We start from the raw sequence: 24,279 nt of genomic DNA on the forward strand, positions 1-24,279 counted from the left end.
TAATGGCAAGCGTAGGTATTTTTTTCGGCAGTGATACGGGTAACACCGAACACGTTGCTAAACTGATCCAAAAAGAACTTGGTAAAAAATTAATTGATGTAAAAGATATTGCTAAAAGCAGCAAAGCAGACATCGAAGAGTTTGACCTAATTTTATTTGGTATCCCTACTTGGTACTACGGTGAAGCACAGTGTGATTGGGATGATTTCTTCCCTGAGTTAGAAGAAATTGATTTCGAAGGTAAGCTAGTTGCAATTTTCGGTTGTGGTGACCAAGAAGATTACGCTGAGTACTTCTTAGATGCGATGGGTATGGTTAATGACATCGTGACAGAACGTGGTGCTATCGTGGTTGGCCACTGGTCAACTGAAGGCTACGAATTCGAAGCTTCTAAGGCCCTTGTTGATGACAACCACTTTGTTGGTTTAGGTATTGATGAAGACCGTCAACCAGAGCTCACTGAAAAGCGTATTAAAGATTGGTGCGCGCAAGTGCATGATGAAATGTGTTTAAGCGAGTTAGAAGATTAATTCTTCAAATTAGTCAAACAAGCTTTGACTTGTTGCCCGTGCACGTTATTCTTAAGAAAATGGTCGTGCTTATTCTTAAGAATTGAAGTAAAAGATAATAGATTGAGACAGATTAAATGACTGATCACAACTTAGAGCTTAAAAAGGCGGGCTTAAAAGTCACCTTACCACGTATAAAAATTCTCGAGATCTTGCAATCTCCTGAAAACCAACATATCAGTGCAGAAGATGTTTATAAAATTTTGCTAGATAAAGGCGAAGAAATTGGTTTAGCAACAGTATACCGTGTATTAAACCAATTTGATGATGCTGGTATTGTGACACGCCACCACTTTGAAGGCGGCAAGTCAGTTTTTGAATTATCAGGTAGCACACACCATGACCACTTAGTTTGTTTGAAGTGTGGAAAGGTTATCGAATTTGAAGATGATGTGATCGAAACTCGTCAGCTTGAAATTGCAAAAAGCAATGGTATCAAGCTAACTAACCACTCACTATACCTTTACGGTGAGTGTGAAGATGCAGAAGCTTGTAAAAAGTTTTCAGAATCTGACGACTCTTGATGACAATATACACTGTATAATTTTGATTAAGCCAGCACATTGCTGGCTTTTTTTTGCTTTAAGAATACTTACTTTAGGCTTTATGCCATTCACTAAAAGGTCACATGTTTACTGCTCAACGTTTATTGAATTCGCTTAGCTTAAATTTTTTCTAGTCCATATAACGCATCTGCCACTCGCTTTAGATCTACTTCACTGACAAAGTCATCAGACAAGGTTAAAATAGCGTTCAAGTTATTTTTAAGCTTTTCATGACTGATTGGCTCCGGCTTAAGTGCTGTCTGCAATAGATGCAAAGACATATCGGCGATAAGCAAGCGTTGTTTATCAGCCCAATTGTCATCCCCTTCTACCGCTGAATGTCGAGCAATAGCTTGCTCTACGTCATCATGGATCCCCCAACTTAAGGTTAAGATCTCCTGTCTCTTTTGTTTATCCATAGCGCCCTCCTAAGAAACAGAGTGCTATATGCATCACGGAATTTCAATTGACAATTCGTCATATACTAGTCCATTTGTTACTAGACAACATGTACAAACTTTCAGTTGTTCATTACGTTCTTAACATTTGGGGTTTTTTGGATAATATTGCACTTGTTGGGTTGTACACAGTTCAAATTCACGGGTGTTTTTATAAGGAAGCTTCATAAACCCCGCTACACCATAGTCTTGAATGCTGACCGTATATTGGATGATTTCTCTCAACAGTGCAGAAAACGCGATTTCTTGCTCCGCGTCCAGCAACCGATAATAGTAGTGTATTTTTAAACGATCACTGAGTGATTCAAAAATAATACATCCGGTATGGTGAATTTTGTTCAGCTCAAAAACACACTGAATTATTTTTTTAGGTAACTGAAGTTGCTCATCAGGGTCTTTTCCATCCTCAAAATAGGAATGAGGCCTCGTTACCTCTGAGGCAGCAACGTGGCTTACGCTATAATTTAGTTCAGGCAACTGCTCAAAGATATATGCTCCCGTTTCATCCCGTTCTAACTGAATGGTTTGTCGCGCATCAAACAAGCAGCATTTAAACAGCCCCTTTTGTTTTATTCCTTGCGCTAACATCACTGTAGCATTGACGGCGTCGGTAAATGCATCCTGCAAACCCTCGTCATGCAACATAAGGCTAGACTCAACAAATAGAGATTCTTGTTGCCAGTGAAAACTCAGCCCGCCTACTACCGGATATTTTGCCAATCGGCTTATAGACGCCAAAAACGCCTTTTCGGTATCGCCAGTATCAAACAAGAACTCTTTATAGTATCTGTCGAGCTGAGCATCATTTACATCAAGTAACTGCTGATTATGATCAGCTCGGCGTAAAAACTGTTTCCGAGAGCTATATACAACAGTGTCTGGCAAATCAGTTTGTTGTACAGTCCAAAATGGAATATAGGGCTTTGCTTGAGGTAAAGAAATATCAGGGAGATATACCTTTGCCATAGCAGGCATATTACGAATAAAGTAATCTCCTGCTGCGTCTCTGGTGACTTTATCCTTGCTTAGCATACCATCAATGACACGAGCGAACTCTATTGGCAAACCCAAGCTCGCAGCAGGAATTACTTGTGCGCCAAAACGGCAAGATTGGGCACTCGCCAGCGCATAAATTGTCGAAGCAACTCCCTGCTCATCAAAGCGAGGTGAAGAGCGCGCCCCGGACATTTGCTCGTCGCCAATAAAGTATACATCTCCCATGCGAGCATTCGTGCTGGCAATGTCCGAAGACATTAAATCCATAATATTACTGGCGACAGGCTCCCCATGAACATCTATTTGCGCATAAACAGAGCTTCCCCAGTCGACCAAAGAAAACGCATCTGATTGTTGGTCCCAGACAATATTTGATGGCTTGATATCACCGTGCACAACTGGTTGTAATGACATACCATTTTTTCGCTCACGCAGATCAAGCAAGACGTTGCGAAGCTTTAGCGCTAAGTTAACGAGATCTCGAGGCTTTAAGCGCCCTTGTTTTAAGGATATTTGCTCAAGATCCTCACCTTTTGCGCGGGCCATCATTAATATCCCTTGCTTTTTGACTCGCTCAAAAGCAAAAAACTCAGGCACCATAGGATTATTTATTTGAGATAACATGTAAGCTTCGTCTTCGAGTCGATCTCGTACACTCTGCGCTAATGTGATCCTCGAAAATTTAAACACCCACTGTGCACCGCTATCCTCAACACCAGCAAATACAAAGCCAAACGCGCCAGAGCCTATCAACTCGACATCTTGATATCCGAGTAGCGACAATTGTTTTTTACAAATGTTTAGCCATTGACGATGTTTTTTCGCATCGTGGTGCGATAGCAAATAAATCGATTGCTGTTCATTGATGTAGAAGTTGTGAATTGACTGTTTGCTCACGGCGCAACTTATTAAAACTAATTTGATGAATATATTGAAAAAAAGGCCGACAAATGTCGACCTTTTTTACAAAAAATAATGATTAGTTTGACCAAGCTTTATGCTTTTTCAATCTTAGCCCATGAATCACGAAGACCCACTGTTTGATTGAATGTTAAGCTTTCAGACTTGTTATCACGGCTATAATAACCTAAACGCTCAAACTGGAAACCCTGCTCTGGATTTGCATTGGCAAGTGAAGGCTCAAGCTTCGCGTTTGCAATGATAACCAGTGAATCTGGGTTTAATGTTGCAGTGAAATCATCTGCAGCCGCTGGGTTTGGCACGCTAAATAAACGATCATATTGACGCACTTCTGCTTCAATACAATGAGAAGCCGACACCCAGTGAATTACACCCTTAACCTTGCGGCCATCTGCTGGGTTTTTACCTAGTGTCTCAGAATCATAGGTACAGTAGATCGTTGTGATATTGCCTGAATCATCTTCTTCAATGCGCTCAGCTTTAATCACATAGGCATTACGTAAACGTACTTCTTTGCCTAACACTAAACGTTTGAACTTTTTATTCGCTTCAATACGGAAGTCTTCACGCTCAATGAAAATTTCACGCGTAAATGGTAACTCACGCTCACCCATCTCTAAAGTTGGGTGGTTTGGCGCAGATAACATTTCTACTTTATCCGCATCATAGTTTTCGATCACAATCTTCACAGGATCTAAAACTGCCATCGCACGTGGCGCATTCTCATTTAAGTCATCACGGATACACGCTTCAAGCATACCCATTTCAACCATATTATCTTGTTTTGTAATACCAATACGTTTACAGAACTCACGAATAGAAGCAGGTGTATAACCACGGCGACGCAGACCAGCAATAGTTGGCATGCGAGGGTCATCCCACCCTTCGACTTGGCCGTTTTCCACAAGATCATTGAGCTTACGCTTTGACATAACCGTGTATTCAAGATTTAAACGTGAAAACTCAATCTGTTGTGGCTGACATTCAATACTAATGTTTTCCAATACCCAGTCGTAAAGGCGACGGTTGTCTTGGAATTCAAGGGTACATAGTGAATGCGTGATACCTTCTAGCGCATCCGAAATGCAGTGCGTGAAGTCATACATTGGGTAAATGCACCATTTGTCACCCGTTTGATGGTGGTGAACAAAACGTATGCGGTAAATAATCGGATCTCGAAGCACCATGAATGAGCTTGCCATATCGATCTTTGCACGCAGCACACACTCGCCTTCTTTGAACTCGCCATTTTTCATTTTTTCAAAAAGGGCTAAGTTCTCTTCAACAGAAGTATCTCTGTGCGGGCTATTTTTACCAGGTTCAGTAAGTGTGCCACGATATTCACGCGCTTGCTCTGCTGACAAGAAACACACATACGCTAAGCCTTTTTCGATCAGCTCTACTGCGTAGCCATATAACTTGTCAAAGTAGTTTGATGAGTAGCAAATCTCACCATCCCAGTCAAAACCTAACCACTTAACGTCGTTCTGAATTGAGTTTACGTAATCGATGTCTTCTTTTTCTGGATTAGTATCGTCGAAACGTAAATTACAAAGGCCTTTGTAGTCTTGTGCAATGCCAAAGTTTAGGCAGATAGACTTTGCATGGCCTATGTGTAAAAAACCATTTGGCTCTGGCGGGAAACGCGTATGTGTAGATGCGTGTTTGCCACTTGCCAGATCTCCGTCAATGATATTTCTGATGAAGTTAGTTGGGCGATTCTCTGTATCCGCCATAGGAGGTCTTTCCTCTGAATTTGTAGCTTGTTAACTGACGCATTATTACAAAATAATTTGGGAACTTACAGCGCTTATCTACTCATAAAGTAGATTTATTTTGTGTTTTTTAAGCGCTGTGCAAATTACAGTCTAATTTACGCCATTTTGACTGTTTAAATTACTGTTATGTGTCCGCCGAATATCATTTTCAAGACACTGCCATGGCGACGTATACATGCACAAGTCAAGTTAAAGTAGATTACTTTGCAAACACTCAGTCCATACAACCTCGTCAATATTGAAGCAACATGCTCGATTGTGTAACAAACCCGATACAACATCCTTTTATCTCAACAGAAGCTCAGACCCAAACAAATCTGACGCCCGCAGACTGTAAGTGATCCGCAGGCTCAATATCACGTTCAGTTATACTTGTTTCGTTAATACACAGCATGAAAATATAACAAGTTCCACTCGTTCACTTTTCATTCAGATTATGTTTAAGTAATGGGGTCTAATTCAAAGCTAAAGACATATTGAATTTAAGTATCTTCATCGACTAAATGAACGTAATCAAGGAAATGTGATGAATAAGAAAACCTTAATGCTATCAGCTCTAATGGTAGGGGCTGTTACTTTTGGCCAATCAGCCAACGCGTCAGAAAACATCAATTCAAGTGCAACCTATAAGGTATGCCACTATAAGCTGACTGCTGCTCACAACGATTCAACAGCGCCTCTTTGGGAAACAAAAACAGTAAGACCTTGGCAAAACTGTCCTCCAAGCTGGACTATCGCAGGCCCTGGTGGTTGGGCTCCAGGCGGCGTGTATATTTATCAATATTATACATTTCGCTAATTGATGACAGGCACCCTATGCGTGCACGACCGCAGTGCTACAAATTGTATTGTGGCACTGAGTTTATTGCCCTGGGGTACATACCCCTTAACTAGTACCTGCTTCACTTGTTTTTTCACTGTTCAAACAAATCAGATGTGTCAAACAGCAAGCCAAGCTGCACTCCCAAAACTCTTATAAAAAATCAATGACACACTAAACACCTATTTGGGTCATTCTTTTGGGGTTAACGCCAATAGAAAAATACTTATTGCAGTGCAAATTATTAACCAGTATAAAACCTCTTAGAAATGATTTAAAATACTCTCTCTTGTTACTGCTTGCACTAAATACATAAAATCTCGGAATATATTTATAAATATGATCACTAAAGTACTTGAGTGGCACCTCATCTTTTTGGGCTCTGTTGTTGTTTCCCTGTTATATCTGCAAATCGTCTTATCGCCCGTATTTTTCATGGGGATTTTGGGGTTGATATCAATACAGTTTTTTGACCAAAGCACAGCTATACACATAACTACTGGATGTGCACTGCTAGGTTCAATCCTCGGCTTTTTTTGGGCAGAGCGGATCCGCAGAAGTACCGGTATTATTACATTTCATTCTTACTTACTCTCCACTCCTGAAATTGACGGGTATTCACACCCTTCTAGCAATAAACTGAAAAAATAAAATGCTTCGGCACTATTCATGATTAATATGCTATTTAGTAAGCATAGCTGCATTTCTAAATTCGTCGTATTTACAAAATTCTAAGTATGCTTATTGATAACATGTCAACCTAATTGCTATTTCCGCTCATCTCTCCACCATGCGATTAAAAAAACAATAACTAAACCAAACGGTATCAGTGCAGAAACATTATTAGCATACCCTTTAATGTGTACTAGCTTTTCAAATGGTGCAATGACCTTGTTGCCTTGAGTGATTTTTAGAATCTTATTGCGATTCTTAGAGTCATACCATATTCGAACTCGCCCATTGGGTAAGTTACTTTTAATCTGATTGTAATATGGAAAATACTCACTCACAGTAAATGAGACACTTTTTACGGTAAAATTAAGATAGTCTGAACACTTACCACTTTTGCATAGCTTCTCACTCACATCCACACTGGCTGCTTGAGATACAACAGAAAAATCTTCAAGTGTGGGCTTATTAAGCTCAGCATAATGCTGTAAGGTGAACATCGCCATTAGGCCACACGCGAAAATCACAATAGAAATAGTCACTTTTTGCATGCCTAAATCAACCCCTTAGCCATATTCTAATTCGTGAGTTAAACCAGTTTAGGTTATTTTCTGTTTTTCAAAAATATGAAAGCTTCACAAAAAAAGCTGCATAAGCAGCTTTTTAAGTCGTTAAATAGGCCAAACGCTGTTTAAAGCGCTCTATTGGTACTTTGTGCCACAGTTCTTTATCAGACATCTCCTTGCTGAAAGCTTGCAGGTCGTTTAGAACAACATAACGTTGGATCCGTTTGCGTGTTGCTGGTGTGTAGTCACCTCGATACCTTAAATCAATTAAGATATCTTTAATTTTGTGATGTAAATTTTCCCAGTCGACCGGGCCATAGACTTCTACACAGTCCGCTTTGTCACAAATGCGTTTGACATCTTTGGCCATCACTTCATAAGTTTGTTCGAACAAATTAACTTGCTCTTTTGGGCTCACCTCAAATCCTTGAAGGCCGTGCTCTGTTATGAATTGTTTTGCTTCAGAGCCATGTAAGCCTGATGCTTTAGCAAGCTTATTCGCATCGTCATACGCAACACCTGCTTGCAATAACTGTTCGACTATCTGTTCGGCACTACGGTGTTTTAAATCAAAACCGCGCCCTATTGTGAGGCCTGAACTTTGAGAAGGAACATGCAGTGTACGGCTATGATAAGGGCCACCTTCTTGCCCTTCTTGTTCAAAAGTGAACTGACCAAAATTGGGGAGTTGTATTGTCATTGTGCTTTCCCTAATGTTCGTTTTAGTACCCACCATCAAGTAGCTACGTTTTTGAAATCATATATTATCTTATTTTCCTATATCGGGTAATAAATTTAGTTTTCAACCACTCTCACAGAGAAAGTACGATTCATGTCTCTTTTTTTGAACAAGAGAAAAATACTGCAAACCTGTGTCAAGCCAATCTAGCAATGCACTTTTGGGCAATAAATTTATATGATATAGGGTTCGCTCACACATTTGACTACTAGGTGTGATGTTGAAATAGCTTTGCATCTCTTTTAGCATGGTTGCTAAATAACCTTTGGCATTGATCAATAATAATAAACCTGCCACTTTTTGATCTGTAATTTGATCGCCTTTGCACTCACGCCAAAGCTCAGGTGCATATATCTTTTCAAATAAGGTGTATTGTTCATCGTCTGAAAACCCTTCAGCTAACAAAAGCGGCTTCAACGTCAAACAACGCCATATTGAGTAATCACCCTGCAAGTATTTACTAGGGTGCGAAAAAGCATATGCAAACGCTTCTTGATAATTTGCCACAATGTCTCTCCTTAGTTGCTTTAATCACTGACGCAGAGGAAATCCCTTTGTGACAAAAAACCAAGGTTTGCACTCAATTTTTCGTTAACTCAATTTTCCTCTAATTTGTAAAAACACCATACTTAAGAAATCCGAGAGCATAGACTTAAATTCACTGTGATCATCAAAATTTGGTGGAAACGGAAAATGCGGAAATTGAACATCTACATTCGGCATATTTTGATAGTAAAATTCATCTGCGAAAAACAGTGGCTGTGTTTGGCTTGTTACCAGATCCGTAATGTATTTTGCATAAATAAATGCGTGATTTGGCCTAGTAAAAATCAATAACCTATTTTGTGTAAGGCTGACATCCTGGTCGTCCGGATTGCCGGAAAAAAGCAACGATACCTGTGTGATCACCTCTATTGCAGAGTTTTCTTCATGCAGTGTTTGCTTCTCAACTTCAATTTCTGCTTGATAGCCTTGCTCCATTAGCAATGCCTTAGCTAGCTCTAAATGTGGCAATACCCTCTTTGTAAATAAGTTATTCAAATGTTGGAGCAAACAATGACGGTTGTACTCCAAGTAGGACTGCACTTTGTTTTCTGCAACTTGATACTGCTGTTGACGCACTTGATGTTCTTCAATTAAAGCGCGTAGATTTGAACGATTATTTACAGGCATACACTTCTCCATTTTAAATTTCGGTTAGCTTTATTATTGGCTATCCCATTTGATAATTGGTCTTGGGTTTTAAGGCGCATAAATAGGTCTACTATTACGCCCTTGTTTTAAGTTTTATTCGGTTTAAATAAGGTAGGTTTTGCTAAATACTTTAGAATCCATATTGCCACTCAATATTGACCAAGTCGTTGCCTAACCAAGGTAGTTGCACAATGCCTAACCCCCACGGTAACTTCATTAGCAGAACGTCTTGCGGTTTACTTTCAACCACAACACTGACGCCATTAGCTGTGAGCTTCACTTCTCCGCTACGTTGCAAAAACATAGCCTTGAACGATTCAACAGGCATGCCTTTCAACGCATCCCAGCGAGCAACGGCTGCAGACACCAAAGTGTGTAACTCATCTAGCTCTTCTTCATTGAGCGAGTCGACTTCTTCAAATTCGTACTCAATAGGCAGGCCAAGTAAAGCATTGATCACATAAGTTTCGGTGCTATTTGGCTCTAGCGATGCCAATGAACAAAGCAGTGAATATGCTTTGTGCTGGGCTGCCGTATCTTTAAAAGTGACTTGCTCTGATTGAGACTTATCCAAGAGCGACATCTTTGTGAACAATATTTCAAAAAATGGCCACAGTAATACCACTCCAGCGTCATCACTGATCAATTGCTCTGAAGGTTGTTGGTATTGATGTTTTAATTCTGAAGCCACCTGTTCGCTATGGGTCTTGAGTGATTCAATACCCAAACGCAACATGATATTTTGATGTTTATTGGCCTGCTCCGACACTTGCGCAATGACACGGTTCACATGCTTATCTACTGCGCCCGCTTTAAGGGCACCTAACGCGTCCTGTTGCATTGACCCTCTTGCACCTTCAGTTTTTACAAAACGGTCATCAAGCGACGAGTTTAGTGATTCATTTTGGCCCAGCGCCACATCAGCAACACCCGAGACAAAGCCTTGTTCTTTTGCTATATCATGTGTCTTCGTCGCTATACTGGGGCGGAGCGAGTTGACTTTGGTTGCGACAGTTCCGTTGTGTGTTTTGTATGTGTTGAGCAGCTTTGTTGCCTCTGTCAAGGATTTAGCCGATTGCAATTCGCCAATATCAAATAACGGTACCTCAATAGAGGAACTACTATCAGTATCAAGGAGTTGCGCTTTGTCATGCGAAGTTAAGGCTATTTCGTTTGTCTCAGGCTCAGCAACCTGTTGATTTTCTTTTGCTAATTCTGCGGAGAATTCTTCTGGCGTGTGCGCAATATCTAACAGCGTTAACCACCACATTTGGTGCTTTTGAGCTTGACTTCGTATATACGGGTTCAACGCATAAACTCTTTGCCTAAGTGTATTTAACGCCGTTAAGCTCAATGAGAGCGCACGGTGTAAAGCGGTGACACGTTGCGATTGTTCTAATGTAGTAAACATGTTTTGCCAGCTTTGGATATACCCCATCATTTGCACTGTTACATCATGCGTACTATGCAATTGAAACAAAGTTCTATTTACATTGATGGCTTGATGAAACGCCATGCAATAACGCTTTAACTGTGAGACCAATAGCAACTCGCGCGCAAAATCAAGCTGTGCATGAGGCGAAGGTGATTCGTCAACTGCTACACGCTGCGTAACATTTTCTGACGTGGGGTCCACACCGGCATTAATTTGGCTTTCATTTTTTAACACACATTCAGAGTGGTTAGCTATAAACCCATCATCAGCCTGACGAGTCGACCGAGTCCACTGCGATTGCGCCGAATTGATCAATATTAAAATCCCATCGAGCTCTTTAACTAGCGACGCGCAAATTTGAACGAGGTTCAAAATGAGGGGATGACTTTGTTTTTTTGAAGCGGCCTCATCACCATGCATATCGCTTTGATAGCTAATGGGCAGTGCCTGTTCTGCCAAAAAGCGTTCTGTATGTTCTTGTATAAATTGGTCAAGCTCGGTACTGCCTAAACCAGCAATTTTTTGTATCAGTTCGTTCTTGGCCTGAATATTCAATTGCGATGTAAGTACGCTCAGTGTGAGTCTCTGTTGTGCCTGTTGAATACTTTCCACATACAAAGACTGCCCACAGTGAAATACAATTCGAGCTGACGGCTCAGCTGTACTCACATTACTCAGTGCTAAATTCGCAGCCCTTGCAAGCTGAGACTTTTCTTGCGCCGTGCCACTGTCTGCTGCTGTTTTATTTGATACCGTCAAGGCACCTTCGTGCATCTGCCGTCCCACTATGGGCTGCTCAATGACTAGCTCTCTATTTTGCAGCGGTTCAGCGACTGTTCGAGCCCGAACCAACCAGGCTTCAATTGCCAATAAAGATTCGAGGTATACTGGTATACCTCTTTGCAAATCAACCCCTTGCTTGGAATCTAGTTGATTCACTAAAATGGTGTTCAGGCTTTCAATAAATTGTTGCGGTATATTTTTAATTTGGCACAACAAGGCAAAAATTCGTTTTGCATAACGCAGCGTATACTGCGTTTTAGCCAATTGGTTTTGTATACGTTTTTCACGACCGATCAGTGTCAAAGCGCGATCCATCACTCGTAATTGTAAATACTGCTCTTTCTGCTCAGGTAATACTTCGTTCAAAAAGCGCTGCAAAGATTTTAGAATGGGTGAAGGTAAGTATTGGTCTATATCATGCTGTGCTAAGTACTGGAGCCAACTTAGCTGATTCATGGCAGGTAAATCCGCGTGTGCAAGCTGCTTGTGGAGCAGCTTTAATAAGGCATCAAGAGCGCGGATCGTCTTTCTACACCCACCGCCTATCTGAGATCTGACTTGAGCGACTAAATACTCAGTTGATCTTAATGGCTGATGCTGAGCCTCTCCACCTAAATCTGCTACATCATCACTCACACTCAACAGCTCTGCGAGTACACTTTGCTGATTCGGTTGCGCTACGACACTAGTGGTAAGTTCGGGCATAGATTTATCACCGGCTTTACGTGCCAAACATATCAGAGTGTTACAGTCGGCAGACGTTAACTGAGACTTTTCTTTGATGGCGAACCATGTTGTAAGCGCATTCAAAGCTGCTCCGCGCTTCAATAATGCTTTGAGCACAACTGTACGAGTGCGTTTATCAAAAGCGCTCTGCTCAGAATAAAACTGATATGCTTTTGCCAGCAACCTCATTCGCTGTTTAGGTATTTCGGCATCGAACACATAAGCTGTGTACAGCGATTCAATGTCTGCCCATAAATCAATCCGCGTCTGCACCGAGAGTTTACTAATGAAATCAGCGCTTTTCTGACTGATAACCCCAGCTGATATGACCGCGAGCAATGCTTTAAAATCCGATGTCTTTTGACACAAAAGTAATATCAGTTGCCTTCGCAAACTTGGCCACTCTGGCGAATTGAGCAGTTTTAAAAATATTTTTGGTTGGTTGTGCAAACTATATAAACACGCACTTTTTAGTTCCTGCCATGAGCGTGAGCTCAAATGCCCTCGCTGCTTTTGCAACACATGATCGATAACTGGCGTCGCAAACGCATAATCGTCGACTCCCAACGCATTTATTTTTCTGTATAACTGCTGTTCCAATGCTGCATAAAAAACAGGGCTAAATACCTGGGCGAAATATCCACTTGGATTATCTTTTAACGCTTGTAAATCAATATCAGGTAGCTCTAGCTCAATGTCATTGAGAGTCAGTGAGTCAACAGATGTCTTGACGTTTGGGATTTCAATTTGTAAGCAGTTGATCTCCTTATGCAACCAGTTCTTAAATAGCGACTCAAGGTCAGCAATGCTATGCTGCCCTGAGTCCACTAAGTGAGATGGGGCCTCAAGCTCAGCCCCGATATGTTCAATCGACAAGTTCATGATTAAACGTGGTCATTACGCCAGAAGAAACGCGAGTGGTTCAATGGCTTATCTAAGAATAGAGCATGCCATAAGAAGTCACCGTGATGCTCCTCTTGCTCCTCAAGGTGATAGCAACCCATGCTGAATATATGGTTTCCATCACCTTGTTGCGCATTATTGCGACGCCAAAAACCTTTACAAATCAGGTTTTGACACTTGTAAGCGCCGCCGCCATGTAGCTGTGCAGTGTTGTTTAAAGCGGTCACTTCGCTATCATCACAATGAGCAACTGCCCCACCCCGTTCAGCTGAGCAGTACTGTGCATGGATCATGGCATACCTCAAGCCGTATGCAGCACCACCTTGTCGCCCAGCTCTACAATTACGGATGTTTTTGGCTTCGATGTTGGTAACGTCTTCACCATAAATAGCACCACCATCACCACTCACTGCGTGGTTTTCAATTACACAGTTTAATTCGATTTGATCGGCGTAACGTAGATTGAATGCGCCGCCATTGCCTTCATAAGCGCTAAGCTCTTTAGAAACTTCATGAATAGCACCATCAAACGTGAAACCATGCATACTTACATGTTTAACCGTTGCATCGCGGTCTCCGCGAATTAAGAAGCGACAACCTGAATGCGCTTTAACAATGCGCGTTTCCCGCTCGTTGAAGCCAACAATCGTTAGGTTTGAACCAACTTCCACAGCTTTTTTGAGTTTATACGCTCTTGAAACCTGGCGATGACCATTGTGAGGGAACAATAAAATCGTCATGTTGCTCAAACAATCTCGAGAGAAGACATCATCAAATTCTTCCTGATTATGTATCGCAACGACTTTTTTACCGCGGCCAAAACGCCATGCATGTTCATCGACGTAGGCTTTTACAGCGGCTTGTGTTGCAAGCACATTGTCAGACGCCATGTCCCCACCAAGCTCGCAATCCGGTGAAACAGCCTCGATATGAGGGCCTTCTGGGAGTTGTAATTGCTGCGGCGAAATCTGACCTTGAACTGAGCAATCACCGATAATTTCTGCACCTTGCTCTAAGTTCAGTGTATTCGCGAGGACTAAGTCTCCTTCAACGGTTAAATTGTCCGATACGCGTGCATCACCTTTTACATCAAGTTTATGCTCCGGCATTTTACAGCCAATACCTACATTAGCACTTCCGTCAACGATGAATTCTGAAGTTCCGCGCACAGCGACATTTAAAGCTGCTTCACCCTCACTGGTATTGACAGCCACCATGGCACTCTCATTGAGTGACTCACCGACTTGAATGCCATGCTGGGTGGCCAGTTTTGCTGCGTGAATTGAACCACTGACGTACGAGTCGCCCTTGACGTGAGTATCACTGCTAAAGTTTGTCTCACCTTTAACCGCTAAATGACTATGGATATCGACATGAGGCTTGAATACAACTTGGTTCGCGGCGTCTAGCCCCTCAACAACCAAGCTACCGCGAATAGTGGTATCTTTGTCAAAGTGTACGGCTTCTTTAAAGAAAGCATTTCCATTTACAGTTAACTCTTCTCCAAGCATTAGGCTCTTAGCAAAATTGGCATCAGCTAATAAGTTCAACTTACGTTCAATTGTGGTTAAACCTTCAATGGTCACCGTATCTTTAAACAACGCATCGTCATAAACCGTTAAGTCAGAACGAAGCTCAACATCGCCTAAAATTTTCGCGCCATCTAAGCACTCTAACTGCCCTGTACCGCGTAACACGCCATTTAATTCAATGTCACCTTCAACTTTCACATCGCCGACAATATCTAGCTCCGCGTCTGGTTGGTCATTGCGGATCCCCACTTTGCCATTTTGGAATACTATTGGGTTAACCCCTTTGTGATATACCGCAAATGCATGCTCAAAGTGGTTTTGCTCAATGCTTACCTGGGCACTACGTCGAGTAGATAATTTTTCCTCTTCAGATGTGTGCATCGCCAATCCGATACGTGTTTCACCTTGAAGCTCTGAGGTGCCGTAAATATTGATATTACTTCTGAAACTTGCGTATTCGTTAACATGCAAACTGTCATCAACTTCTAAACGACCCTGCACGGATAAGTCTCTTCTAAAGCAAGCATCTTCACCGACATCAAGAACATAATCAGGCCGTTCAACGCCTAGCCCTAAATTACCATGACTAAAGACCAGCTGTGCTTTGCCACTGGGGTCATCAACTCGAATAGCCTGTTGATCTGTTTCACAAATATGCAATCTTGCCGTTGCCTGATAAGGGGCTAATGATAAGTTGCCCCCCACATTAGCGTCAGCTCTAAACGTAGCGTCATTGTTGACCGTGAGTGCATCTCGCCCTTCTGTACCTTCGATCTCAACACTGCCACCAGCATAATGTTCGCCAGAGACACTCAAAGTTTCGTTAATTTGTGTATTGCGTCCAACTTGCAGGTTTGACTTGATTTCAGCATCACCATTTACGGTCAATTGGGAGTCGAACTGTGCTTCTTGGGTTAAGTGTAATTCGCCATCCAGCAGCGTCTTTCCTGCCACATGCAGGGCTGCTCTTGGTATATCCCCAGAGTTATTTGTAACACTTACATGCGCACCATTTTTAAGCTCAGCATGTCCCAGTAATTTGGTTTTGCCATCAACGTGTAATGCCAAATCTGCGTCTGAAATATTAAGTTGACCCGAGATATCTGCCTGACCTGTCACCGCAAGGTTTGCGCCATTAGTTGGCAGGGTTTGGTTTATCGCCAACTGGCCAGCAGCAGCCAATATTTCCGCATCTTCTGCGGTGTTGGTTATTCTGAAAACCGGGCTTTCTGAGAGTTGAGTTAATACAAACTGGCTATTGGCAAAATTAACTGCCGTAAGTTCATTCTCTGTGATCGTGAATTCACCGAATAGATATGAATCGCCGTAAACATTAAAGTGTGCAGACTTGTCACTCGTGCCAATCTGAGTGTGCGTCAGCGTCGCACTAAACCCGCCGCTTTCACTGTTATCACTGACAACGTGCACACCCGAGAGAGATGTTACATTCTTGTCAAATAATGCCGACTCACCAACATGCAGACTTTCTTCAGGGCTGCGCTTGAATAGGCCTATACGTTCAGCCTGTGTGCTGATAAGAGTGGTGGTATTTAGACCATTGAAATAGCTTATATCAACACTTTGAGGTTGGCCGTTATGTGCCAACACGCCCAATTTAGCACTTGTTGTCCAATCGCTTTGCACACTCTCTGAGGCAATTTTCACTTGTTCACTAAAATCCGCGCGATCAGTGACTTTAAGCAGTGGTGTAACAATGTCGCCTTTAACATGTAAAGTGTATGGCTGCTGCGCACTACCCATCACTGTTTTAGTATCATTGATATTTAACAGCGAATTACCTTCTTGATCCGCGACCAGCAGTGACGTGCGCTCAGACGCTGTGCTTTTCACTGTAAGCGTAGCTGCTTCATTAGTCGCCGCTTCCCCGACAGTTAGATTGTGCTTCACCAGCGCGTCCGCAGCTGTCAGCTTAGTATCAATGGTCACGTCGCTATTTGCATGAATTGTCGTGAATTCAGCATGATCTTGAACGTCAAGCGTTGTATTGATCAGCGCACCAACATTCGTAGGTGTGCCTAGCGGATTACCTACTCGTAATTTTTGAGTATGAGTTTGTCCGCTGATCTGTGCATCAGCTTGTACATTGATGTCACTTACCCTTGTTGTACCAGCGCTCAGAGCTTCTTCTATCTGCGCAGTCTGTGCATTTATCTGCTTATCGACAGTAAGATTTTCAGACACATATCCATCGGTTAAGATGTTGACATTTTTCTCTTTTGCTCCCGGCGTATTCGTCACCTTCAAAAAAGCCGAGTTGTTGTCACCTACATGGAGCAAATCTCCTGTGTTGGCTTGAATATCTACTTTCGCACTGGGTGACTCACTACCAACTGCAAGCATTTGGCTTATGTACGCGTTATTGCTGACAGAAATATCAGTGCCTACGTCAATTGCGTTTTCTGTGGTGACTGTACCGGAAAACTCAGCATCGCCATTACTATTTAATGCAATATGTGCTTGCGCTTCACCTTGGCCGACCAATAAATCTTGGGCAATGTGCATACTTGCCTGAGGCATATCAGTTCCAACACCAACCTTGCCTTCAGGGTTAATGATAAATGGTGTCGTATCCTTGTTATAATCATCGACTCGAAACAAATCTGTCGTATCTGATGAGCGCTTGCCAATATGAAGCTTTGCCGAAGTACTGTTCTGTTCAAGGCCAACCCCCATCATTGGCACTTCAACATGCCCATCAAAAATCGCCTCTTGCGCTTCTAGCACGCCATTGAGTTCAGTACGCTCTTCAACTGTGAGCATGTGCGCAGACGTGCTGCCTTGAAATTCTGCAGTACCCGATGCGGTGATTGATTGGGTTTGAATATGTCCGCCAACTGCAACGTCTTGTTTCGCTTCTACCTGGCCGTGTGCCGTAATAGTTGGGTTGCCTTCATCATCCAAACCAGCATCTAAGGTGTTCACAGCTCCTTTGCCAACAGATAATTCACCGGCTTGTAAATGCTGACTAATATTCGCCGTTTGAGACTTAAGCGCCTGCGTTGCTCTCACATTTCCTGTTACACGCAAAACATCGTCTGCGCTGGGGTTAACCACAACTTTGTCGTATACATTAACGCTTTGTGCATCAGCGGATAGCACATCAACTTCGCTATCTTCATTCGACACCACGACATCATGATTAATTTTGACCGCTTCCATGTCTACGCGTAACCGTTCGTTCTCACCATCAGGGCTAACCGTTAGCGGTGAAGTTACTTCAATTTCGTTAAGCGTATCTTTTTCAACCACAGCGATTGGATCATCTAATTGGTTAAAGCCAGAGAGAATTAACGATTTAAAATCATCCCCTGACGGCGTTGCGAGATCGTCAAACTCTTTAAATAATTCAGCGCGATTGCGCTTTTCGGCTAGAGATGGTTGGTCACATTCGACTAACACTTCTTGGTCACTGGATTTGTTCATTCTTCGTTTCCTTCAGGATTTATGCTATTCGGCTCGCTGGTTGCCACGATAAATTTCGAAACCACCGCGGTATCTGAGTTAATTTGTGAAAAAGACACAGGTAAAATCGGTTTAAGAAAAGGGAGTTGCGAATACCCGATTGTAAATTTTGTATTATTTGGCTGCGCAAATGCATTAGGCGTGCAAATGTGATCAATACAAAGCTGCGCTGCTAAGTAAATTACGTGATGTTCATTGAACCCATCAGGGTATAATTCACTGTGATCATCAATTACTGTTTCTACAGCTTTCAGTACCTGCAAATAAGTTTGCCCTTTAATTTCAATATCCGTTGGTTTGGGCTCGCAGGCGTACTCGGTTAATATTTGCACACAGTACGTGTTGAGCACTTCCATTCCTTGCGGTTTGCCAAGCACATATTCAATGATGTTCTCGATGATCTTCTGTGGCTCGGTAGACACTATTTCCTCAAGTAAGCCACCGATATCTTGAGCAACATTTGCAATATGCTCATATTCACCTGTAAACCTTTCGCGCTGCGCCTGACCATAGAAATTAAGCCATCCGAAATACAACCGCTCAAATAAGCTCATTTGCTCCGAATCTAGCCATATACACTGGACTTTCACATGTAAGGGTTTGAACTTAGTAATCTGGCTCTCTACTAGGGCTCTAAACTCAACGCTTTGCATACGCGTTGTCCAGTTGGGCAAAATGCAATACAAAATGCCTTGACGTGTATTTCCAAGTAAGTCACTTTCTAACAAGTAAAAGCTTTCACGGTTATGTGTTGCCATCGGCATTTGACCGTGATGTGAAAAGCCAAGGTTGCGCATTATTAAACGACCAAGGCTGGCCAGATGCGCTGTTTTAGGTGTTTTAGACAAATAGTTAAAACCGCGACACCGGTTTTCGCCAAGTATCCCCATCTCATTGAGTAAACGGCATTTGTCTATGTATTGGCGCAATAAAACGAGCCGAGATAACAAGTCCTCTTGATGGCTTGGGTCTTGATGACAGTCCCCTAGTATATTGACGTAAAAAGCAAATACTTCACGGTATTTTAGTAAGTTGGCATTGGGTAATTTCACTGCAAAACGTGCAAGCAAATGCGCTAGACTGTCATTCAAACGAGTCAGTTGCGAAATTGAAAAATCCGCCTCGAGTTGCTGCTGCAACCCACTTTCTTGATACTCTGCCATAACCATCTTAACCAAATGATTGATACCACTTATGCCACTTACAGCTTGGCTAAGTTGGGTATGTGGTAGCAAAGCAACACGCTGCCAAAATTCATCCAGCAAAGGTGACGACAACGCTTCACTTGCGAGCATTAGGTCCATGATCTGACCAAGTCGCTCAAAATGCATATACTGTGGTAAAGCTAATATATGAGGTAGAACATCTATCTGTTTATGCTGATCTGCTAGTAGCTGGTCAAATAGGTGCAAATAGCCTTTGAACTGCAGAAGTTGCGCTTTTTGTGCTGAGTCTATTTCACGGCTTAAGGATAGCTCTGTCACTGCGTAAGTCTTTGGCAGTTCATGCTGCAACGAATGATAATGACTTAAAGGTAAAAATGCCTGTGAGCTACTTGATTCTTGAGAGATAGAATCCAAACTTTGACTGATGATATTGTCGCTAATGGTTGTTTTAATCGACGCTATTTCATCACTGCTTAATGTGTAGCTTTGACCTTCAATCATCAAAGTAATACCGTCAAAAAACAGCTCTGACAAAAAGCCCAGCTCCGGTGCAAGGTTTGTTGAATTTGGGTCTATATCTTGAACTTCAATCTGCCAATATTCATATCCAGGTTGTGCACCATGCTCAACGATGAAGCGAAACTCTTCTATTTGCTCTATGTTTGGATGTACACGCAGTGCATCTAAAATATCAGAGCTATACAGATGCTTTTTAACTGGTGTGTCGTCTAAATCGGCATCTAGAATAAAACCATTTTTAAGTGCTGGTCCGACGTAGATATCGTCGATGTTCATTCCCTGTTCCAGCAACTGCTGTGCATTGTAGCGCGGAAGATTTGGCGATATTTCCAATGCAATTTTTGTAAGAATATCCGCCAACACTTGCACCAGATCCTGTGCATCTTTGAGTACTAAGTGCATCCCTACATGCACAGGCGCGGCCTGATAAAATTCAATGTTGCCGAGTTGGTGCGTTACTGTACGCGATTTGGCAAAAGTTTTATGGATCTCTTGTTGTAAGCTCTGATGTGAAGCCTGCGCATGTTGATGTGGCTGCACAACTAAATCGAGTACGGTTGCTCCATTTTCCCCATCGTTGCGCACATCGATTGTTAGGTTTTTAATCTCCGGTATGTCTAATAGCAGGCGTCGATAATCAGCCAAGGTAACACAATGACTAAACATCACCTGCTCGGAGGTTAGAAATTGTGTCAAGGTCGACTGCTCGTCGTACTCAGCATTGAGCAAATCTTCCACTGGATAATTGAGTTTATAGCTGAGGTCCGATAGCACATATGCTAAAACTTCCAGCAAGGTTATGCCTGGGTCAAATACGTTGTGGTCGCTCCAGGTATCCGGCGCTAACTTTTGCAACTGCGCAATGCCTTGCGCGCGCAGCTCTTCTAGGTCCTGCCCAGAATGTAGCGTGGCATCTGAAGCAATTTTCAGTGCGTTGATTTCCATGATTTTCCTTTGGAAAGTAATTCGATATGGGAGAAGACGCCAAAATATTTAAACTGTGAACGGTTTTCTTAATTCAGCGTCAAGTGAAAGTAAATAGGGTCACTGCACAACAAAGTTATGTTGAATTTTCCATTTACCGATCCCTTCAAACACATCCCCATCAACGTTGGTCAAAGAGATTTTGTGGTTACGAGTAGGGACCAGTATTTCGCGACAGCCATCGGATGGGTTGCAATTCTTTGAACAACAACCTTCTGGGCAGCCATCCTCTGAACAACAATCTTCTGGGCAGCAATCCTTCGAGCAACAACCTTCTGGGCAACAATCATCAGAACAACTACCATCCGGGCAGCAATCCTCAGAGCAACAACCTTCTGGGCAACAAGTTTTTGGCGAGATCTGTGCGTATTCTTTGGTTTGTTCACCTAGGCGTTTACCACGGATAACTTGCACCATATTGACCGCTTGGTGAGCTTCCAAAGCTTGTGCCACATCAGTTAAGAAGATTGTTTTTGAGAGCTCTGAGTCTGGTTTGTTCCAGGGAGTTAACGTTTCGACAATCAGCTCATTGAGTTCAACGACAGTGGTCTGAATATCGAATCTAGGATCAATCTGAATAATGATTTCCAGCTGCACTTCCACATATTTGGGGTCTTCTATACGGACGTTAAGGCCGGGAACAGAGCGGGCTTCAACTTCTTCCTGTATTTTACGCATCAAATAACGCGGCACTTTAGGTTGTAAAATATCCGTGTCGTGGTTCAGCGGGATCACCGTGATATTGACACCATCTTTTGTTTGATATGCCGTTACTGAGTGTAACTCTGGAAATGCCTGAAGAATGAAGTGTTCATAATCCCACGCAGTAAGTAGCCTGTCTCTGTGCCTCAATCGTTCGCTGACTCTACGATACAAACGGGTATCGTCCTCTTTAACTTTGGCACCGAAGCTATCAAATGGCTGAACAACCGACGTAATTGACGGATCCGTCACCAACAACTTACCAATACTGCCCGCTTCGAGAGGTTTTAAATAATGAGATTGCGCATGCTCCGTGGAGTTAAGTGTGATTTGTACAGCCTGCGAGTACACCCCTTTTAGTTTTGAGTAGATAGGTTGCTTGTAATCTCCCGCCAGCGTTTCTGAATCGATTACAGCCCTTATCCACACTTTCCCATCTTGGTTAAACTGGTCCGTCAAATCAAACTCAGGAAGTGAAAAAATGATGATCCCTGAATCAAGTAAATCATAAGTATTGTCTTGTAAGATCCTGCCTTCTTGATCACTGCCTTGTGAGTCATCACGGCTAAAATGATGCCATCTCCCCTGATTGTAGTATTCCCATTTAAATTGCGGTGGTTCGCTAAAATTGTAACCATCCACCGCTTCCAATTGGAACAAAACACTGCACTGCCCTGGCGTTGGCAGTTCGCCAAGCGCAATGTATAGATACCCAAGTTCGTCAATTTCTGGCAGTAAATGAAGGCTATTTTGGGTTTCTAAAATCTGCAACTGACGACCAATTGGCGAAATATGCTCTATCCAAATAGCATTGCCTATCGCATCTCTTTGAGCCCGAGAAATACTTTGTGTCCGGTAATGCAGTTTCACAGAGTCTAATAATGGCGTGTATGGCTCAAGAACCTGCGTCGGAATAAAGTCGCCATCATTGGGATCCCAATTAGCTAACTTCATGCTATTTTGAAATGCATAATACTCAGACACTTTTGTGTATTGTGGGTGACCAAAATCCTGATTAGATAGCTCTAATGTGTACCACTTAGGCCACTGCTTTGCTTGAGTTAAGTTAAAAGGTAAAGATAGATAATCAGCTCCACCGTTATCATCATCATAGGTAAAAACTAGGCGGTTGGTGGCAACGTTATTAACCAGCTCTGGTAGTTCTTCGCTCTGCTGCACGGCAACAAGTGGCAACAATTCTAACCCCGCATCTTCATCTGATAATTGCCATGCAGGATCATTGTAAAAAAGATCTGATACCTTTTTCGTTTGCTCACTGCTATAAGCTACATCAGACTGGGAGATCAGCACTTGGTTTTTCGGCCAAGGAAGAGTATCGCTGCTATCTGCGACATTAACTGGCGATTTTGTGACAACTTTTTTGTAAAGCAAGTAAGTCTGATAGTGAGTATCAAAATCTTCTGGTCTGCCTACCCAATTAAACTCAATACTCGCTCTCGTAACCCGTTTGCACAGTAGCTCAGGGTGTGTAAACTCAAACTTTTCAGCGAGTTGAGGAGTAAAACCAAACGGCTCAAAGGGCTTTGAAGTATCCAAAAAACCAATTCCATTATTGGCAATTAGACCATCTGCACCTAATACCGTAGCAGCCAGCTGAATTTCCTGTATCTCGCTGCGTGTTAACTGGGCAAGTGTTTCGTCTCTTTTTTGCAAATCAAGCGCGTACAGAGCATCATATTTGGATTGCTTCAACACAAATGCAATGTAAGGCAATACTTTGTCGCGACCAATAAACACATCTTTTACAGGCGCAATTGGCGCAAACAGTTCATCAACAAGAATAACCAGCTCATTATTGTTACTCAAAGACACTTGCTGTGTGTCTAGCTGAATAGGTCCGTCTTCGGTGCTCACCAGAATATCAAAACTTTCAAGCCACAAGCTTAAGTCTATTGGTGTTTCGCCAAACTCATCAGTGGAAAAGCGCAGTGCTATTACCCGCTTGCCACTACTCAAAAATAGATCTTGAGAGGCAATCTTAAAGCCGATCTCCACAGGGGGCTGCAGGTGTGCTTGCTCTATATCACCAAAAGTCATTGCGCTACTTTCAAGTTCTACCCCTTGTACCGTATCCAACAAAACATTTCGGCCGATTTTTATACCTGAGTCATCGTTTGCTTTGTTTACCGTGATGACATTGTCAACCACGGCACGGTTAATCGCGCTTGGTTCAGAGAGTTGGTAAACTAAGTCTTGTCCGTGCTCGTCCTTTCCACCATCAAATTGTGTACCTGGTTGCAGGGTCAAGGAGTCAACTTCGTTGAGTTCGATTAATACGTGCGCCGAGTCAGGTGTCGCATCTAACAGGTCGAAACCTAAAACATCACGATAGTAGTGATCTAAGTGGCGCTGCACAAAACCATTAAATTGCTGCTGAGTATGCTGCAATAAATCCACAAACGTGAGCAATAAAGCCAAATCAGGTCTGCTTGCTAAACCCTTAATTAGTGCATCACCACTGCCTGACACGATTAGCTTTGCTAATGCCGCAAATTTATCAGGCTCTGGGATCACTTTGTACCAAGTCTGAACAGGCTGCCAAGTTGCTTGACCAATAAATTGAGTATGCTGTGCAACCGTCGACAAGTAACTTAGCCACTGTTCTATAGTACGCGGCTCTATGTTAAAAAATTCACTAGAAAGCTCTGGGATCTGTCGTGCGGTTTGACTTAACCCCTTTATTTCTTTTGAATCAAGTGATTGACTACGAGACTTAAAAGTCATGAGAGTACCTTATTAATGTTATATATGAGCACATCTATGCGCTACT

The 24,279-nt window shown here is 42.5% G+C and carries 15 protein-coding genes; 4 read left to right on the plus strand and 11 right to left on the minus strand.

Annotated elements, in window-relative coordinates; all coding sequences use genetic code 11:
• Positions 1-2: 2 nt before the first annotated feature.
• Together fldA and fur are read left to right on the plus strand one after the other, a co-directional pair.
• A complete protein-coding gene (fldA, locus tag N483_RS13780) occupies positions 3-530 on the plus strand; it encodes a flavodoxin FldA (protein ID WP_023399384.1) in 528 nt (175 codons plus the stop codon).
• A gap of 116 nt (positions 531-646) precedes the next feature.
• Positions 647-1,093 carry a ferric iron uptake transcriptional regulator gene (fur, locus tag N483_RS13785; protein WP_023399383.1) on the plus strand — a complete coding sequence of 149 codons (447 nt, stop codon included), beginning with the start codon at positions 647-649 and terminating at the stop codon, positions 1,091-1,093.
• Between the two features lie 140 nt (positions 1,094-1,233).
• Here fur and N483_RS13790 read toward each other — a convergent pair whose 3' ends face one another.
• From N483_RS13790 to glnS, 3 genes are all read right to left on the minus strand, one after another.
• Positions 1,234-1,533: a hypothetical protein gene (locus tag N483_RS13790; RefSeq protein ID WP_023399382.1), complete on the minus strand. Its 300-nt coding sequence runs from the start codon at positions 1,531-1,533 to the stop codon at positions 1,234-1,236.
• A gap of 120 nt (positions 1,534-1,653) precedes the next feature.
• On the minus strand, positions 1,654-3,465 hold the full coding sequence (locus N483_RS13795; protein ID WP_023399381.1) for a protein kinase domain-containing protein: 1,812 nt from the start codon (positions 3,463-3,465) through the stop codon (positions 1,654-1,656).
• Between the two features lie 98 nt (positions 3,466-3,563).
• Positions 3,564-5,225 (minus strand): glutamine--tRNA ligase, encoded by a 1,662-nt coding sequence (gene glnS, locus N483_RS13800; RefSeq protein ID WP_023399380.1) that lies wholly within the window; start codon positions 5,223-5,225, stop codon positions 3,564-3,566.
• Positions 5,226-5,793: 568 nt separating this feature from the next.
• Here glnS and N483_RS13805 point away from each other — a divergent pair.
• Both N483_RS13805 and N483_RS27270 read left to right on the plus strand, forming a co-directional pair.
• Entirely contained in the window at positions 5,794-6,066 is a 273-nt protein-coding gene (locus tag N483_RS13805; RefSeq protein WP_023399379.1) for a hypothetical protein, read from the plus strand.
• 360 nt (positions 6,067-6,426) lie between these two features.
• A complete protein-coding gene (locus tag N483_RS27270; protein ID WP_023399378.1) occupies positions 6,427-6,738 on the plus strand; it encodes a hypothetical protein in 312 nt (103 codons plus the stop codon).
• Between the two features lie 116 nt (positions 6,739-6,854).
• Here the strand turns inward: N483_RS27270 and N483_RS13810 are convergent, their stop codons facing one another.
• The 8 genes from N483_RS13810 to N483_RS13845 form a co-directional block, all read right to left on the minus strand.
• Positions 6,855-7,307 (minus strand): hypothetical protein, encoded by a 453-nt coding sequence (locus N483_RS13810; RefSeq protein WP_023399377.1) that lies wholly within the window; start codon positions 7,305-7,307, stop codon positions 6,855-6,857.
• Between the two features lie 112 nt (positions 7,308-7,419).
• Positions 7,420-8,022, minus strand: coding sequence for a hypothetical protein (locus N483_RS13815; RefSeq protein ID WP_023399376.1), 603 nt, complete (start codon positions 8,020-8,022; stop codon positions 7,420-7,422).
• 102 nt (positions 8,023-8,124) lie between these two features.
• Positions 8,125-8,568 (minus strand): hypothetical protein, encoded by a 444-nt coding sequence (locus N483_RS13820; RefSeq protein ID WP_023399375.1) that lies wholly within the window; start codon positions 8,566-8,568, stop codon positions 8,125-8,127.
• Between the two features lie 84 nt (positions 8,569-8,652).
• Entirely contained in the window at positions 8,653-9,234 is a 582-nt protein-coding gene (locus N483_RS13825) for a hypothetical protein (protein ID WP_023399374.1), read from the minus strand.
• Between the two features lie 151 nt (positions 9,235-9,385).
• Entirely contained in the window at positions 9,386-13,081 is a 3,696-nt protein-coding gene (locus N483_RS13830) for a contractile injection system tape measure protein (protein WP_063383353.1), read from the minus strand.
• Between the two features lie 2 nt (positions 13,082-13,083).
• Entirely contained in the window at positions 13,084-18,078 is a 4,995-nt protein-coding gene (locus N483_RS13835) for a hypothetical protein (protein WP_023399371.1), read from the minus strand.
• Complete coding sequence (locus tag N483_RS13840) at positions 18,075-20,747, minus strand: hypothetical protein (RefSeq protein ID WP_023399370.1); 2,673 nt, start codon at positions 20,745-20,747, stop codon at positions 18,075-18,077. The genes N483_RS13835 and N483_RS13840 overlap by 4 nt, the downstream gene beginning before the upstream one ends.
• Positions 20,748-20,846: 99 nt before the next feature.
• On the minus strand, positions 20,847-24,233 hold the full coding sequence (locus N483_RS13845) for a hypothetical protein (protein ID WP_023399369.1): 3,387 nt from the start codon (positions 24,231-24,233) through the stop codon (positions 20,847-20,849).
• Positions 24,234-24,279 lie beyond the last annotated feature (46 nt).

This window comes from Pseudoalteromonas luteoviolacea NCIMB 1944, from assembly GCF_001625565.1.
GTDB lineage: Bacteria > Pseudomonadota > Gammaproteobacteria > Enterobacterales > Alteromonadaceae > Pseudoalteromonas > Pseudoalteromonas luteoviolacea_F.

What these genes read in the sequence shown, in the direction of transcription:
- N483_RS13805 (WP_023399379.1), top strand. Translation starts at nt 5,794, where the DNA reads ATGAATAAGAAAACCTTAATGCTATCAGCTCTAATGGTAGGGGCTGTT.
- N483_RS13845 (WP_023399369.1), bottom strand. Translation starts at nt 24,233, where the DNA reads ATGACTTTTAAGTCTCGTAGTCAATCACTTGATTCAAAAGAAATAAAG.
- glnS (WP_023399380.1), bottom strand. Translation starts at nt 5,225, where the DNA reads ATGGCGGATACAGAGAATCGCCCAACTAACTTCATCAGAAATATCATT.
- N483_RS13790 (WP_023399382.1), bottom strand. Translation starts at nt 1,533, where the DNA reads ATGGATAAACAAAAGAGACAGGAGATCTTAACCTTAAGTTGGGGGATC.
- N483_RS13835 (WP_023399371.1), bottom strand. Translation starts at nt 18,078, where the DNA reads ATGAACAAATCCAGTGACCAAGAAGTGTTAGTCGAATGTGACCAACCA.
- N483_RS13815 (WP_023399376.1), bottom strand. Translation starts at nt 8,022, where the DNA reads ATGACAATACAACTCCCCAATTTTGGTCAGTTCACTTTTGAACAAGAA.
- fldA (WP_023399384.1), top strand. Translation starts at nt 3, where the DNA reads ATGGCAAGCGTAGGTATTTTTTTCGGCAGTGATACGGGTAACACCGAA.
- N483_RS13810 (WP_023399377.1), bottom strand. Translation starts at nt 7,307, where the DNA reads ATGCAAAAAGTGACTATTTCTATTGTGATTTTCGCGTGTGGCCTAATG.
- N483_RS13825 (WP_023399374.1), bottom strand. Translation starts at nt 9,234, where the DNA reads ATGCCTGTAAATAATCGTTCAAATCTACGCGCTTTAATTGAAGAACAT.
- fur (WP_023399383.1), top strand. Translation starts at nt 647, where the DNA reads ATGACTGATCACAACTTAGAGCTTAAAAAGGCGGGCTTAAAAGTCACC.
- N483_RS27270 (WP_023399378.1), top strand. Translation starts at nt 6,427, where the DNA reads ATGATCACTAAAGTACTTGAGTGGCACCTCATCTTTTTGGGCTCTGTT.
- N483_RS13830 (WP_063383353.1), bottom strand. Translation starts at nt 13,081, where the DNA reads ATGAACTTGTCGATTGAACATATCGGGGCTGAGCTTGAGGCCCCATCT.
- N483_RS13840 (WP_023399370.1), bottom strand. Translation starts at nt 20,747, where the DNA reads ATGGAAATCAACGCACTGAAAATTGCTTCAGATGCCACGCTACATTCT.